Origin of the sequence: Nonomuraea ceibae (assembly GCF_019396325.1) — a bacterium.
Lineage (GTDB): Bacteria > Actinomycetota > Actinomycetes > Streptosporangiales > Streptosporangiaceae > Nonomuraea > Nonomuraea ceibae.
In genome coordinates, this window is sequence record NZ_JAHKRO010000178.1 from 1 (window position 1) to 13,527 (window position 13,527).

The 13,527-nt window shown below is 73.7% G+C and carries 14 protein-coding genes and 1 pseudogene; 12 read left to right on the forward strand and 3 right to left on the reverse strand.

Features of this window, described 5'->3' with window-relative positions; all coding sequences use genetic code 11:
• Positions 1–437: pseudogene (locus KME80_RS47325) on the forward strand (hypothetical protein); the annotation flags it as partial.
• A gap of 34 nt (positions 438–471) precedes the next feature.
• Here KME80_RS47325 and KME80_RS47330 read toward each other — a convergent pair.
• Complete coding sequence (locus KME80_RS47330; RefSeq protein ID WP_219518725.1) at positions 472–1,488, reverse strand: DUF4349 domain-containing protein; 1,017 nt, start codon at positions 1,486–1,488, stop codon at positions 472–474.
• Between the two features lie 106 nt (positions 1,489–1,594).
• Between KME80_RS47330 and hemG the strand changes: the two genes are divergently transcribed.
• The 8 genes from hemG to KME80_RS47370 all read left to right on the forward strand — a co-directional run bounded on the left by hemG (position 1,595) and on the right by KME80_RS47370 (position 8,826).
• A complete protein-coding gene (gene hemG, locus KME80_RS47335; RefSeq protein WP_219518727.1) occupies positions 1,595–2,998 on the forward strand; it encodes a protoporphyrinogen oxidase in 1,404 nt (467 codons plus the stop codon).
• Positions 2,995–3,705 (forward strand): hydrogen peroxide-dependent heme synthase, encoded by a 711-nt coding sequence (hemQ, locus tag KME80_RS47340; protein ID WP_372455458.1) that lies wholly within the window; start codon positions 2,995–2,997, stop codon positions 3,703–3,705. The genes hemG and hemQ overlap by 4 nt, the downstream gene beginning before the upstream one ends.
• Before the next feature lie 103 nt (positions 3,706–3,808).
• On the forward strand, positions 3,809–4,552 hold the full coding sequence (locus KME80_RS47345) for a hypothetical protein (RefSeq protein WP_219518732.1): 744 nt from the start codon (positions 3,809–3,811) through the stop codon (positions 4,550–4,552).
• 309 nt (positions 4,553–4,861) lie between these two features.
• A complete protein-coding gene (gene msrB / locus KME80_RS47350; protein WP_219518735.1) occupies positions 4,862–5,263 on the forward strand; it encodes a peptide-methionine (R)-S-oxide reductase MsrB in 402 nt (133 codons plus the stop codon).
• Between the two features lie 208 nt (positions 5,264–5,471).
• A complete protein-coding gene (ligD, locus tag KME80_RS47355; protein ID WP_219518737.1) occupies positions 5,472–6,467 on the forward strand; it encodes a non-homologous end-joining DNA ligase in 996 nt (331 codons plus the stop codon).
• Between the two features lie 210 nt (positions 6,468–6,677).
• A complete protein-coding gene (locus tag KME80_RS47360; protein WP_219518740.1) occupies positions 6,678–7,037 on the forward strand; it encodes an RNHCP domain-containing protein in 360 nt (119 codons plus the stop codon).
• An 11-nt stretch (positions 7,038–7,048) separates the two neighbouring features.
• The gene (locus tag KME80_RS47365) at positions 7,049–7,450 is read left to right on the forward strand and encodes an RNHCP domain-containing protein (protein ID WP_219518742.1); all 402 of its coding nucleotides are present in this window, start codon (positions 7,049–7,051) and stop codon (positions 7,448–7,450) included.
• A gap of 149 nt (positions 7,451–7,599) precedes the next feature.
• A complete protein-coding gene (locus tag KME80_RS47370) occupies positions 7,600–8,826 on the forward strand; it encodes a low temperature requirement protein A (protein ID WP_219518744.1) in 1,227 nt (408 codons plus the stop codon).
• Here KME80_RS47370 and KME80_RS47375 read toward each other — a convergent pair.
• Positions 8,792–9,679, reverse strand: a complete 888-nt coding sequence (locus tag KME80_RS47375; RefSeq protein WP_219518746.1) for a tetratricopeptide repeat protein — start codon at positions 9,677–9,679, stop codon at positions 8,792–8,794. The two genes, KME80_RS47370 and KME80_RS47375, sit on opposite strands and share 35 nt — an antisense overlap.
• Before the next feature lie 154 nt (positions 9,680–9,833).
• On the opposite strand from KME80_RS47375, the gene KME80_RS47380 reads away from it, so the two are divergent.
• From KME80_RS47380 to KME80_RS47390, 3 genes are all read left to right on the forward strand, one after another.
• Positions 9,834–10,421 (forward strand): GNAT family N-acetyltransferase, encoded by a 588-nt coding sequence (locus tag KME80_RS47380; RefSeq protein WP_219518748.1) that lies wholly within the window; start codon positions 9,834–9,836, stop codon positions 10,419–10,421.
• A gap of 169 nt (positions 10,422–10,590) precedes the next feature.
• A complete protein-coding gene (gene pgeF / locus KME80_RS47385) occupies positions 10,591–11,295 on the forward strand; it encodes a peptidoglycan editing factor PgeF (RefSeq protein WP_219518750.1) in 705 nt (234 codons plus the stop codon).
• A gap of 474 nt (positions 11,296–11,769) precedes the next feature.
• Entirely contained in the window at positions 11,770–12,990 is a 1,221-nt protein-coding gene (locus KME80_RS47390; protein WP_308126236.1) for a beta-ketoacyl-[acyl-carrier-protein] synthase family protein, read from the forward strand.
• 21 nt (positions 12,991–13,011) lie between these two features.
• On the opposite strand, the gene KME80_RS47395 is transcribed toward KME80_RS47390, so the two are convergent.
• Positions 13,012–13,527, reverse strand: a 516-nt coding sequence (locus KME80_RS47395) for a transposase family protein (protein WP_504739736.1), incomplete at its 5' end; no start/stop codon positions are given.

A 13,527-nucleotide genomic window follows, 5' to 3' on the forward strand; every position in this document is an offset into this window, starting at 1 on the left:
TTCCGATCTCCGCGCTGCTGGCGCTGGCGGGGGAGGCCCTGCGCAGGGTGAGCCCCGGCGGCCGCCCGCCCGGCCGCGACCGCGCGCCGCTCTGGCAGGCGGGGCCGGGCGAGGTGGAGGCGTTGCTGGGCGGCGACCCGCTCGGGTGGCTCCGCTGCGAGCGCGGCACACTGGCGCGCGCGGTGCCGGCGGCGGCCGGGCTGGGGGAGAGCGGCCTGTGCCGGGACCTGGCGCTCGCCGGGGCCCGGCTGTCCGACCTCCTCCGGCACCCCGGCCCGCCGCCGCCCGCGACCGCCCCCGGTCGCCGCCGGGTCGCGGGCGGAGCCGGGCAGGACGGGCCCGCCATCCCCGGCGCCGCCGTGCTCCTCGCGGACCGGCCCGCCGACCCGTCCGGCGCCGGCCGCGCGCACGAGGCCCTGCGGCGCCTGCGGGCCTGACCGCCCGGCGCGCTCACCCGGCCGGGAGATCCGGTCAGACAGGGGCCGCGTCCTTCACCGGCGGGGCCGGAGCCGGATCGTCGGATCCGTCCGTGCCGTCGGTGCCGTCGGTGCCGTCCGTGTTGCCGATGCCGCCGGTGCCGCCGCCTCCGGCCCGGCGGCGACGCCGTACCAGGAAGATCGCCAGCGCGAGCGGCGGCACCACCACGACCAGCCACGGCAGGACCGTCCCCAGCACGGTGAGCAGCACCTTCACGAAGGACACCAGCCCGTTCCAGCCGCTCTTCAGCCCGCCGAGGAACCCCGCCGGCTCGTCCGAGGGCTCCTCCACCACCACGACCGGCCCCACCAGCCGCAGCGACAGCGTGGCCATGCCGACCTGCGCGGCCAGCTCCTTCTGCTGCGCCTGGAGCGACTCCAGGTCCGCCTCGCGGCCGGCGATCTCCCGCTCCACGTCCAGCACCTGGCCGATCGTGTCGGCGCGCTTCAGCAGGCTGCGCAGCGACTCCAGGGCCTGCTCGGCCGACTTCAGCCGGCTCTCCACGTCGGCGACCTTCAGCGTGACGTCCTCGGTGCCCTGCTCCAGCCTGAGCTGCCTGCCCAGGTCCTTGCCCAGCGTGGCCAGCACCTCGTTGTAGCGGGCGGGCGGGATCTTGAACTCCAGGAGCGCCGAGGCCCGCGCGTCGTCGGACGAGCGGCTCTCCTCCCTGGCCAGGTAGCCGCCCGCCGTGGTGACCGTCTGCTTGGCCTGCTGGACGGCGGCGGCGACGTCCTCGGCCCGTACGGTCATGCTCGCCTTGTAGATCACCTGACGGTTCTGCTGGGTGACCTCGACACCCGACGCCGCGTTCGCCGGGCGCCTCTGCGCCGGTGTGGGCCGCGCGGTGGCGGCGCTCTCCGGCGCCGTCACGTCCCGCGCGACCGCCTTGGCGGAATCGACCTGCGCCATCGGCACGTCCGCCCCGCCCGTGGCGCTCTCGCCGGCGCCCCCGCAGGCGGACAGCAGCAGCGCGGCCAGGACGCCCGTCAGCACGATCTGCGATCTCCTCATGCCCCTAAGACGGACCCCTGTGCGCACCGGTTTGAACCGTCGCGTCACGGTACGGTCACACGCCCCGGCAACGGGGCCGCGCCCGCGGGACGGTAGCGTCTGAACCGTGGCAGGCAAACAGGCACACGTGGTCGTCATCGGCGGCGGGATCTCCGGGCTGGCCGCCGCCTGGCACCTCAGGCAGGGCGCGGGCGAGCGGGTCAAGGTGACCGTCCTCGACGCCGCCCCGCGCATCGGCGGCAAGCTGTACGCGTCCGAGGTCGCCGGCGTCAGCGTCGACGCGGGAGCCGAGTCCATGCTGGCCAGACGGCCCGAGGGCAAGGACCTGGCCAGGGCCGTCGGCCTCGGCGACGACCTGGTCAGCCCAGGCTCCGCCGGCTCGGCCGTCTACACCAGGGGCGCGCTGCGCCCGCTGCCCAAGGGCCAGTTCATGGGCGTGCCCGGCGACCTGGCCGAGCTGGCCAGATCCGGCATCGTCTCGCCCGGCGGGCTGCTGCGGGTGCCGCTCGACCAGATCCTGCCCGCCACCCTCGTGCGCACCGACGTGTCCGTCGCCGCCTACATCCGCGCCAGGATGGGGCCCGAGATCGTCGAACGCCTGGTGGAGCCGCTGCTCGGCGGCGTCTACGCGGGCCGCGCCGACAAGCTTTCGCTGGAGGCCACGATGCCGCGGGTGGCCGCCGCCGCCCGCGCCGAACGCTCGCTGCTCGCCGCCGCCCGCCAGATCACCCGCGAGGCGCCCAAGAACGCCGGCCCGGTCTTCACCTCGCTCAGAAACGGCATCGGCAGCCTGCCCGAGGCCGTGGCCAAGGCGTCCGGCGCCGACATCAGGACCGGCGTCACCGTACGCGAGCTGGCCCGCACCGAGCACGGCTGGCGGCTCGTCACCGGCCCGGTGCCCAGGCCCGAGGTCGTCGAGGCCGACGCCGTCATCGTCGCCGTGCCCGCGGCCCCCGCGAGCCGCCTGCTCAAGGCCGAGGTGCCCAAGGCGGCGAGCGAGCTGGCCAGGATCGAGTACGCCAGCATGGCCGTCGTCACCCTCGCCTACCCGGTGTCCGCCTTCCCCGAGCCGCCCTCGACCAGCGGCTACCTCGTCCCGCCCGTCGACGGCCGGGCCGTCAAGGCCGTCACGTTCAGCTCCGTCAAGTGGCCGCACCTCGCCCGCGACCTGGTGATCCTGCGCTGCTCCATCGGCCGCGTCGGCGAGGAGCACCTGCTCCAGCGCGACGACGAAGACCTGGTCGCGCTCGCCCGCGCGGAGATGGCCGAGGTCATGGGCGTCCGCCAGGAGCCCGCCGACACCCGCGTCACCCGCTGGGGCGGCGGCCTGCCGCAGTACAACGTCGGCCACCTCGACCGGGTCGCCCGCGTCCACGCGGCCGTGGCCGGGCAGCCCTCGCTGGCCGTCTGCGGCGCCGCCTACGACGGGCTCGGCATCCCCGCCTGCGTCGCGACCGCCCGCACGGCGGCCTCCCGGATTCTGGACCACCTGGGCCGAGGAGGAGAATGACAGGCATGACAGAGGGCACGACGCGGCTCAAGGCCCGCGATCTCAATCAGGTGATCCGTTACACGATGTGGTCGGTGTTCAAGGCCGCCGAGCCGGTCCCCGGCAGCCGGGAGAACATCGCCGACGAGGTCGAGGAGCTCCTGGAGCAGGCGGCCGGCAAGGACGTGGTCACCCGCGGCCTCTACGACGTGGCCGGGTTCCGCGCCGACGCCGACTACATGTTCTGGTGGCACGCCCCCACGGCCGAGGACCTCCAGGACGTCTACTCCCGCTTCCGCCGCACCGGCCTGGGCCGCCACAGCACGCCCGTCTGGTCGGCGATGGCGCTGCACCGGCCCGCCGAGTTCAACAAGTCGCACATCCCGGCGTTCCTCGCCGAGGAGGAGCCGCGGGCGTTCGTCAGCGTCTACCCGTTCGTCCGCTCCCTGGAGTGGTATCTGCTGGACGACGCCGAGCGCCGCGCCATGCTCGCCGAGCACGGCCAGATGGCCCGCGGCTACCCCGACGTGCGGGCCAACACGGTGGCGTGCTTCGCGCTCAACGACTACGAGTGGATGCTCGCCTTCGAGGCCGACGAGCTGCACCGCATCGTCGACCTGATGCGTGAGCTGCGCGCCGCCCAGGCCCGCCGCCACACCCGGCTGGAGATCCCCTTCTACACCGGCGTGCGCAAGCCCGTCCAGGAGCTCGTCAACGCCCTTCCCTAGCGAGCCGTCCCGGGCTCCCGGGTTGGCCTGATCGGCTGACGGGACCGCACCCTGTTTGTCACAATCAGGGCAGTTGCCGGGTCCGGCCCCAGGGAGCGCCCACGTGAAGGAGCGCACAGGTCACCACCGCGCCACCGCCGCGCGGCCGTCCCTCTTCGGCCGGACCGGGGCCGCGACGCCACGCGCCCGCCGAGGCCGCCGCCGGCGCCCCTCGCGCAGGCCGTGGGCCCTTGCGGTGGCGGCGCTCGCCGCGCTCACCGGCGTCCTGCTCACCGCCCACGTGCACCTGTCGACGACCGCCCCGGACGACGCCTACGCCCGGCCGCCCGCTCCATCGGAGACGTACCTCCGAGGAGGGACGGGCACGGAGGGGCCGGGGACCGGCACGGACGGCGGGGACGGGCGCGGGGGCCAGGCCGTGGCGACCGGCTCCGGCGAGCCAGCAGGTCACCCCGGCGCTCCTGGTGAGGCCGTCCCCGGTGAGGGAGCGGGCGGGACCGTCCACGAGCCGGATGGTGCGGAGGGGGATCCGTCCAGGCACACCGATCATGACGCGGTCACGTACTTCCGGAGCCGGTGGGACGACAGGGCGGCGGGCCACGTGAAGGACATTCGCACCATCGGCGGATATCTCCGCATCTACACCACCCTGCCGGAAACGGCGGGCAACTCCCGGCAGGCCCTCACCCTGTGCGAGCGCGGCCTGAGCTACCTCCAGGACGTGGGCACCGCTGCCCCGGTGGTCTTCGTGCACGCCAGGTTCGGCGAGAACGGCAACCCGGTGCTCGCCAACATCCTCGGCCCCGGCGACACCACCTGCCGCGTCACCCACCCCGCCCCCGGCTGACGGAGGCGAGGGGCAGATGGGGGCCCGTCCCGGAGCCGCCTCGGTGGCGGGACCGGGGGCTCGACGGGACGGGCTTCACGAGATCACCCGCGGGCCGTTCCGGGCGCTGGCGCGCCACCCGGCCGGCCGGGCCGATCGCCGGCGGCGCCAGCACGGGCGTGGGCTGTGCCGCTCGGGCGATCCTGCGTGTGATCTCACCCCATGGAGGAGGCGATGACACCCCCTTGTCGTCAAAGACGCATTTTCGCCCCAGATTGGATGCTTCCCCCTGCGGAGATCTCCTTTTGCCGTATCTCGTACCCTGGACGTATGGACAAGGTGGTCAAGAGCGAGGCCGAGTGGCGGGTCCAGCTCTCTCCCGAGGAGTTCCGCGTGCTCAGGCAGGCGGGCACCGAGGCGCCGTACACCGGCGAGTACGTCGACACGAAGACCGAGGGCGTCTACACGTGCCGCGCCTGCGGGGCCGAGCTGTTCACCTCCGGCACGAAGTTCGAGTCGCACTGCGGCTGGCCCAGCTTCTACGAGCCGTCGGAGAACGACGCCGTCACGCTGATCGAGGACCGCAGCCACGGCATGGTCCGCACGGAGGTGCGCTGTGCCCGCTGCGACTCGCACCTGGGGCACGTGTTCCGCGGCGAGGGCTATCCGACGCCGACCGACGAGCGCTACTGCATCAACTCGGTGTCGCTCCGGCTCGACCCCTCGGAGTGATCGTCCTGCGACTCCGCGTATCGATCGCCGGGTCAGGGTAAACATTTCCCGTGCGTCCTGTGCACTTTCGTCACCGCTGGGTGACGATCGAGACGATCGGCCGTGTCGTCACCCAGCGGTGCGACGTGTGTGCGAAGACCCGGGTGCGGGTGCGGTGAGCCGGCGTCCTTCCGGGGTTCTGTCGGGGGCGCCGGGTAGGTTGTGACGCATGGCATCGCCGTACATCGAGCTTGAGGTGGGGGAGCGGACCGTCAAGGTCACCAACCCCGACAAGGTCTACTTTCCGGAGATCGGCGCGACCAAGCGTGAGCTGGTCGAATACTACGTGAGCGTGGGCGACGGGGTGCTGCGCGCGCTGCGCGACCGGCCGACCAACCTCAAGCGCCACCCCGACGGCGTGCAGAACGACGCCATCTACCAGAAGCGGATGCCGCCCAAGCATCCCGACTGGCTGCGGACGGTCACCGTGACCTTCCCCAGCGGGCGCACCGCCGACTCGCTGCGGGTGACCGAGGTGGCCTCGATCGCCTACTGCGCCAACCTCGGCACCATCGACTTCCACCCGTGGCAGGTGCGCGCGGCCGACGTCGAGCATCCCGACGAGCTGCGCGTCGACCTCGACCCGCAGCCGGGGCTGGAGTTCGGCGCGGTCCGCCGGGCCGCCGCGCTGACCCGCGAGGTGCTCGACGAGCTCGGCATGACCGGGTTCGTCAAGACGTCCGGCAACCGGGGCGCGCACATCGCGGTCCGCATCGAGCCGCGCTGGGACTTCGTCCAGGTGCGCCATGCCGGCATCGCGCTCGCCAGGGCCGTCGAGGCGCGCGATCCGGGCCTGGTGACCACCGCCTGGTGGAAGGAGGAGCGCGGCGACCGCGTCTTCATCGACTTCAACCAGAACGCCCGTGACCGCACCGTCGTCAGCGCCTACTCGGTGCGCGCCCAGCCGCACGCCCCGGTCTCCACGCCGCTCACCTGGGACGAGCTGGCCGACGCCGACCCGCGCGACTTCGACATCCGCACGGTCCCGGCCCGCTTCGCCGAGCTCGGCGACGTGCACGCCGCGATCGACGACCGCGCCCACTCGATCGAGCCGCTGCTGGAGCTCTACGCCAAGGACGAGCGGGGCGACATGCCCTATCCGCCCAACTATCCGAAGATGCCCGGCGAGCCCAAGCGCGTCCAGCCCAGCAAGGCCCGCGAATAATGAATGGCGATCCTCGCATCCCGGGCATTACGCTCGCGGCTGTGTCGAACGACGTCCATACTCCGGCCCTGGGAAGGTGAGTTGATGTTCCGCCCTGCGCCATGCGCGCCTCGTCACTTCGTCATCCGCATCTGCCCCTGACCCGGGGCGAGGCCCGCACGGCGCTTCCTTGCTGCTCGACAAGCACCATTCCGGCAAGGAGAACCCAGGGTGTCCACCAACAAGATCCGTACCGTCACCGACACGTTCGCGTGCGTGCGCTGTGGGCTGACCGTGGCCGCAGCCGGTCCCGACGGGACCCGGCGCAACCACTGTCCGAGCTGCCTGCACTCGCTGCACGTCCTCGACCGTGCCGAGGGCGGCCCGTCCGAGTGCCGGTCGCGCATGACCCCGATCTCGATCGCGGTGCTGCGCAGCGGCGACTGGATGATCATCCACCGCTGCACCCGGTGCGGTGAGCTGACGTCCAACCCGATCTCCGGGGACGACAACCAGCTCATCCTCATGCGCATGGCCGTACGCCCGCTCGCTCAGCCGCCGTTTCCGCTGGAAACGTTCGGCGACCTGTGACGGGAGCGGACATGCCACGCAGGAAACCGGACCCGCGCAGGCCGCAGCGGCGCAAGGACGTCCGTCACGGCGAGCCGGGCGACGCGTTCCGATGCGTCGGCTGCCGCCTCGACGTGCCCGTCCTCGCGCCGGGCACCGCGCACCGCAACCACTGCCCGCACTGTCTGACGAGCCTGCACGTCGACCACCGCGTCCCCGGTGACCGGCGGGCGGGCTGCCGCGGGCGGATGGCGGCGCTGAGCGTGTCCGTGCGGCACGACGGGGAGTGGCTGATCATCCACCACTGCCAGTCGTGCGGCGGGCTCAGCGCCAACCGCATCGCGGGCGACGACAACGCGCTCGCGCTGCTCCGCATCGCGATGCGCCCGCTGTCGGACCGGCGCCTGCCGGTCAACGCGCTGCTCACGCTGTAGCGCGCCGCAGGAAGGCACGGGACCCATGACGAAGGGTTCCGTGCCTTCCGCCTTTCACCGGCCGCTTCCCCCGGGGAGGGAACCTTTCACCGGCCGCTTCACCCGGGAGGGAACCTTTCACCGGCCGCTTCTCCGGGGAGGGAAGGGGCATGAAGGCACGGGAGATCCGCGTCAGGATGCGCCCCCGGGCGGTCGACGAGCCGCACCGCGCGGCGAGCGAGCTGGAGTTGCTGTTCGACCTCACGTTCGTGGTGGCGATCGCGGCCGCCACCGCGCAGTTCGCCCACGCCGTGGCCGACGGCCACGCGCTGCCCGGGCTGGTCCTGTTCCTCCAGGTGTTCTTCGCGATCTGGTGGGCGTGGATGAACTTCACCTGGTTCGCCTCGGCCTACGACACCGACGACGTGCCCTACCGGCTGCTCACGATGGTGCAGATGGGCGGCGTGCTCGTGCTCGCCGCCGGGGTGCCGGCCGCCGCCGACCACGCCGACTTCGGCGCGGTCACGCTCGGCTACTTCATCATGCGCATCGCGCTGGTCGCCCAGTGGGTGCGCGCCGCCGTCGAGGACCCGGCGGGCCGCCGCACCGCGCTGCGCTACGCGGCGGGCATCACGGTCGTGCAGGCGGGGTGGGTGCTGCGCCTCGTCCTCGTGGAGGCGGGCGCGGTGCCGGAGGGGGCGCGGCTGCCGCTGTTCGTCGCGCTGGCCGCCGCCGAGCTGGCGGTGCCGGTCTGGGCCGAACGCGCCGGCCGCACCCACTGGCATCCGCACCACATCGCCGAACGCTACGGGCTGTTCACGATCATCCTGCTCGGTGAGAGCGTCCTGGCCGCGACCCGGGGCGTCGCGGGCGCGCTGGCGGCGGCCCGGACGAGCGCGCCCCTGGTCGTCATGGCCGTCTCGGGGCTCGTGCTGCTGTTCGCGCTGTGGTGGATCTACTTCCTCCTGCCCGCGGGCGAGGGGCTGGAGGAGCGCCCCCATCTGTCCTATCTGTGGGGGTACGGGCATTACGGCGTGTTCGCCGCGCTGGCCGCGCTCGGCGCCGGGCTGGAGGTGGCCGCCGAGCAGACCGGGCACGACGTCACCGCCACGCCCCTGGCCATCGGCTACGCCGTCGCGATCCCGGCCGCGGTGTTCCTCGTCCTGTTCCGGCTGATCCACGGGACCGTCGTGCGCGCCCGCGTCACCCATCCGGCCGTGGTGCTCGCGTACGCCCTGGTCATCCTGCTGCTGCCGCTCGCGGCGCCCCGGGCGGGGGTGTCGGCCGTGGTCGCGGGGATCGCGGCCGCCTGCGTGCTGCTGATCGTCACCGTCGTCGCGATCGGCCGCCGGCCCCCGGCGGTCAGTCGCCGAACTCCAGATGCAGGGCGCGGGTGAAGTCGGCGACGGCCTCCTCGTGCCGGTCGAGGTCCTGAAGGATCTCGCCGCGCACCCGGTAGGCCCAGATGTACTCCTCGTCCAGCTCGACGGCCCGGTTCAGGTCCTTCAGCGCCGCCTCGTTGTCGCCCAGCTCGCTCAGCACCGCGCCCCGGCTGCCCAGCGCCCGGTCGTTGTCGGGGTCGAGCTCGACGGCCCGGTTGAGGTCGGCCAGCGCCTCCTCGTAACGGTCGATCATGCGCAGCGCCTCGCCGCGCCTGCTCAGCGCCCGGACGTAGTCGGGGTCGGCCTCCAGGGCGCGGCCGTAGTCGGAGATGGCCTCGGCATACAGGCCCATCCGCTGGTAGAGGTCGCCGCGGGCCAGCCACGAGTAGGCCAGCTCCTCGTTCAGCGCGATGATCTTGGCGTGCTCGTCCAGCGCCTCGTCGAACCGGTCCAGGTCGGCCAGCGCGTCGGCCTTGGCCTCCAGGATCCACAGCGACTCGGGCGAGAGCGTCAGCGCGTGCTCGAAGTCGGCCATGGCCTCCTCCATCCGGCCCATCGACGCGTACGCCTGGCCGCGCGAGCCCAGCGCGTAGGAGCTGTCGGGCTCCAGCCGCAGCGCCTCGTCGAAGTCGGCCACCGCCGCCTCGAACCGCTCGACGATCCGGTGGCTCTCCCCGCGCAGCCGCCAGGCCCGCGCGTTGCCGGGCACGAGCGTGATCGACTCCGTCAGGTCCGCGATCGCCGCGTCGTGCCGCCCCAGCGCGATGTACGACTCGGCGCGGCTGCGCAGCACCGAGGCCCGCGACTGGGCCGCCGCCTCGGACAACCCCGTCAGCTCCGGCAGCTCCGGCATGATCCCCTCGCTCATGAGCGCAATCTATCGCGCGACATACGCATCACGATCGGCTTTTCCGGGGCTGATCGCGTACGCCGGTGATCGCGCCGGTGGCGGGCCGAATCGACCGCCCGCACCCCGACCGTAAAGCCGATTACGGCGAAAAATCCCGACATAATGGCCAACTGTGCGCATTGACCTCACCTGGCCGGATTCCGCCGACGAAGAGCTCCAGTCCGCCGTCCACCGCGTGATGCACGCCGTCGCCGGGCTCGGCGGAGCCATCGGCTACCCGGAGCCCCCCGGCCGCGAGCAGACCGACCCCTGGCTGGAGGAGGTGCTCAAGGCCGTCAGGGACGGCGACGCCCGCCTCGCCCTGGCCCGCGTGGACGGCACGGTCCAGGCGATGGGTCTGTGGCGGCGCTCCCCGCACGCCGTGTTCACCCGCACCGCCGAGGTCGCCAAGATCATGGCCCACCCGTCGGCGCGCGGCCTGGGCCTCGGCAGGCTCGTCGTCTCCGCGCTCACGGCCGGCGCCCGCGCCGCCGGGCTGGAGACGCTCACGCTCAGCGTGCGCGGCAACAACCACGGCGCCATCGAGCTGTACGAGGAGCTCGGCTTCACCGAGTGGGGCCGCCTGCCGAACGTGGTCGAAGTGGGCCGCGAACGCTACGACGAGGTGCACATGTCGATCGCCCTCGGCCGGGCGCCCGACGTGATCCCGCGCGGCTCCGGCCCCGGCGGCCCCGGCTCGTCCCCCCGCCGCCGCCCCTAGCCCACAGCCCGGGCACACCGGGCCGCCGAGGCGGGCGCCGCCCGCACCGCCGGACACCCGCGCCGGGCCATGAGCGCGTGCGGGTCGTCCAGGCCCGTCAGGCGCACTCCTCACGCCCGGGGAACCCGGCCTTCCGGGCGCGGGCCCGGCGGGTCATAGGATCGGGGGCATGGAGCTGGTCCCCGGCGTGCACGTCGCCGTCACCGACCGCCACGGCGGCGTCAGCGCCGGCCCGCACGGCACCCGCAACCTCGGCGGCGGCACCGGCGACGACCCCGCCGCCGTCCGCGCCAACCGCGCCGGCGTGGCCGCCGAGCTCGGCGTGCGCGCGATCGTGTTCATGCGCCAGGTGCACGGCGCCGAGATCGCGTACGTGAGCGAGCCGTTCGGCGACGACCCGCCACCCGTCGACGGCGTGTTCACCACCGAGCCCGGCCTCGCGCTCGCCTCGCTCGGCGCCGACTGCCCGGCCGTGCTCGTGGCCGACCCGGTCGCGCGCATGGTGGGCGCCGCCCACTCCGGCCGGCCCGGCACCGAGGCGGGCATCGCCGCCGCCCTGGTCGCCGCGATGGCCGGCAAGGGCGCCGTGCCCGCCCGGATGGCCGCGCTGATCGGGCCCGGAGCCTGCGGCCGCTGCTACGAGGTGCCCGCCGAGCTGCGCGACCGCGTCGCCGCCACCGTGCCGCAGACGCGCTCCACCACCTCCTGGGGCACCCCGGCGCTCGACCTGCGCGCCGGCATCGAGGCCCAGCTCCGCGAGGCCGGCGTCGCCGACGTCCGCCACGACGACCGCTGCACCATCGAGACCGCCGACCTCTACTCCCACCGCCGCCACGACCCCGGCCGCTTCGCCGGCCTCATCTGGCTCACCTGACCCCGCCGCTCTCCCACCCGTCCGGAGAGCACCGAGCCCCACCGGAACACCCTGCGGTTCCCAGCGAGAGCCTTGGGCGGCCGCCGGGCTTCTCCGATCACCCGCCGCGTGCCCTTGAGCGCCCTGAGCGCCCGCCGTCGACCTCCGTGCGCCCGGGGTCGCCGTCCCCGCGCGCCCGGCGGCGACCCTCCTGAGCGCCCGCTCGGTGCCCGCCCCGAGAGACCAGCGGCGGCCCTATCTGGGCGCTCGCGCGGTGCCCGCCCTGGGGGACCGGCGGCCCTTCCTGAGCGCTCGCCGGGTGCCCGGTGGTGGCCAGCCCTCGGCGGGTGCCGTTCCGGTGGCCGGGCCCCCGCACGGCGGTGGTGGGCGTCGGTCCGGGGCGACAAAGACGGCGGCGGTTTTTCGTCGATCTTCACGCCTCCCCGTACGGGCGCGTCCTGGCAGCGTGGACGGCAGGACGAAAGGGGACACCTCGTGCATGACACGTTGACCGCGGGCGCATCCGTCACCGGCCTGGGAGCGACCACCCCGCTGGGTGGTGACGTGGCCTCCACGTGGGCCGCGATGCTGGCGGGGCGCTCCGGCGCCGCGCTGGTCGAGGAGGAGTGGGCGGCCGGCCTGCCGGTGCGGATCGCCGCCCGGATGAGCGTCGACCCGGCCGAGGTGCTGGGCCGGGTGCCGGCCCGGCGGCTGGACCGCTGCCAGCAGGCGGCGCTGGTCGCGGCGCGGGAGGCGTGGGCGGACGCGGGCGCGCCGGAGGTGGAGCCGGAGCGGCTGGCCGTGGTGATCGGCACGGGCGTCGGCGGGGTGCTGACGTTGCTGGCGCAGGACGACTTGATGGAGGCGTCCGGCCCGCGCAAGGTGTCGCCGTACACGGTCCCGATGCTCATGCCCAACGCCGCAGCCGCCGTGGTGAGCATCGAGCTGGGCGCGCGGGCGGGCGCGTACACGCCGGTGAGCGCCTGCGCGTCCGGGGCGGAGGCGATCGCGATGGGCCTGGACCTGATCCGGCTGGGCCGCGCCGACGTGGTGGTCGCGGGTGGCGCGGAGGCGTGCGTGCATCCGCTCACGCTGGCGGGGTTCGCGCAGGCGAGGGCGTTGTCGCGGTTCGACGGCCCGCCGGAGGAGGCGTCGCGGCCGTTCGACGCGGCGCGGGACGGGTTCGTGCTCGGGGAGGGCGCGGCGGTGCTGGTGCTGGAGCGTGAGGGGTTCGCGGCGGGGCGCGGCGCCCGTGCGCACGCCACGCTGGCGGGCGCGGGCACCAGCTCCGACGCCCATCACATCACGGCGGGCACGGCGGAGGGCCAGGTGCGCGCGATGCGGCTGGCGCTGGACTCGGCCGGGCTGAGCCCGCTGGACGTCGGCCACGTCAGCGCGCACGCGACCTCCACGCCGACGGGCGACCTGACGGAGAGCGCGTCGATCGCCGAGGCCGTGGGCGTCCACCCGGCCGTCACCGCGGTCAAGTCGATGACCGGTCACCTGTGCGGCGCCTCGGGTTCGCTGGCGGCGATCGCGGCGATCCTGTCGCTGCGCGAGGGGGTGATCCCCGCCGTGCGCAACCTGGCCGACCCGGACCCCGAGGTGAAGCTCGACCTGGTGGCGGGCGCCGCCCGCCGGGGCCGGTGGCGGGCGGCGATGGTCAACTCCTTCGGCTTCGGCGGGCACAACGCCAGCCTGGCCTTCACCGCCTAGATCGCTGATGTGAAATTTGGGTTAGTGATCGTAGGCGATCAGGGATCGTTTCACGGGTGCGCCGATGTTCCAGTTGTGCCAGATGACAGCGTTGAGGGCGAGGATGCGCTGGCTGATGCGTGCCCAGAGGCCGTCTGGGTGGCGGGCGTTGTGGCGTTCGAGGCCGAGTTGGTTCTTCAGCGTCCAGATGATCGCTTCGATGCGCTGGCGTAACCAGCCGGGGAAGGGTAGGGCAGGTCCGGGCTCGTCTTCGCGGGCGGGCCGGATCAGATGGTGGCCCAGATCAGCTGCGGCTTTCTCGATGCCGGCGCCGGCGAACCCCTTGTCGCACACGATCGGGCACGGCCCGGGTGCGATCGGGGTGACGTGCAGCAGGTGCAGTGCCTGCTTGCGTTCGTCGAGTTCCTTGGGGCAGGCCAGGCTGAAGGCGGTCACCGCGCCGTCGGCGGTGGTGATCAACATCAGCTTGGCGCCCCAGTAGAAGGCGTGGTGGGACTTGTCCATGCCGTATCCGGCGATCTCGCCCAGGCTTGACCG

Coding starts and splice junctions, on each gene's coding strand:
- KME80_RS47365 (WP_219518742.1), top strand. CDS start 7,049: ATGCCACGCAGGAAACCGGACCCGCGCAGGCCGCAGCGGCGCAAGGAC.
- KME80_RS47375 (WP_219518746.1), bottom strand. CDS start 9,679: ATGAGCGAGGGGATCATGCCGGAGCTGCCGGAGCTGACGGGGTTGTCC.
- msrB (WP_219518735.1), top strand. CDS start 4,862: ATGGACAAGGTGGTCAAGAGCGAGGCCGAGTGGCGGGTCCAGCTCTCT.
- hemQ (WP_372455458.1), top strand. CDS start 2,995: ATGACAGGCATGACAGAGGGCACGACGCGGCTCAAGGCCCGCGATCTC.
- ligD (WP_219518737.1), top strand. CDS start 5,472: ATGGCATCGCCGTACATCGAGCTTGAGGTGGGGGAGCGGACCGTCAAG.
- KME80_RS47330 (WP_219518725.1), bottom strand. CDS start 1,488: ATGAGGAGATCGCAGATCGTGCTGACGGGCGTCCTGGCCGCGCTGCTG.
- pgeF (WP_219518750.1), top strand. CDS start 10,591: ATGGAGCTGGTCCCCGGCGTGCACGTCGCCGTCACCGACCGCCACGGC.
- KME80_RS47370 (WP_219518744.1), top strand. CDS start 7,600: ATGAAGGCACGGGAGATCCGCGTCAGGATGCGCCCCCGGGCGGTCGAC.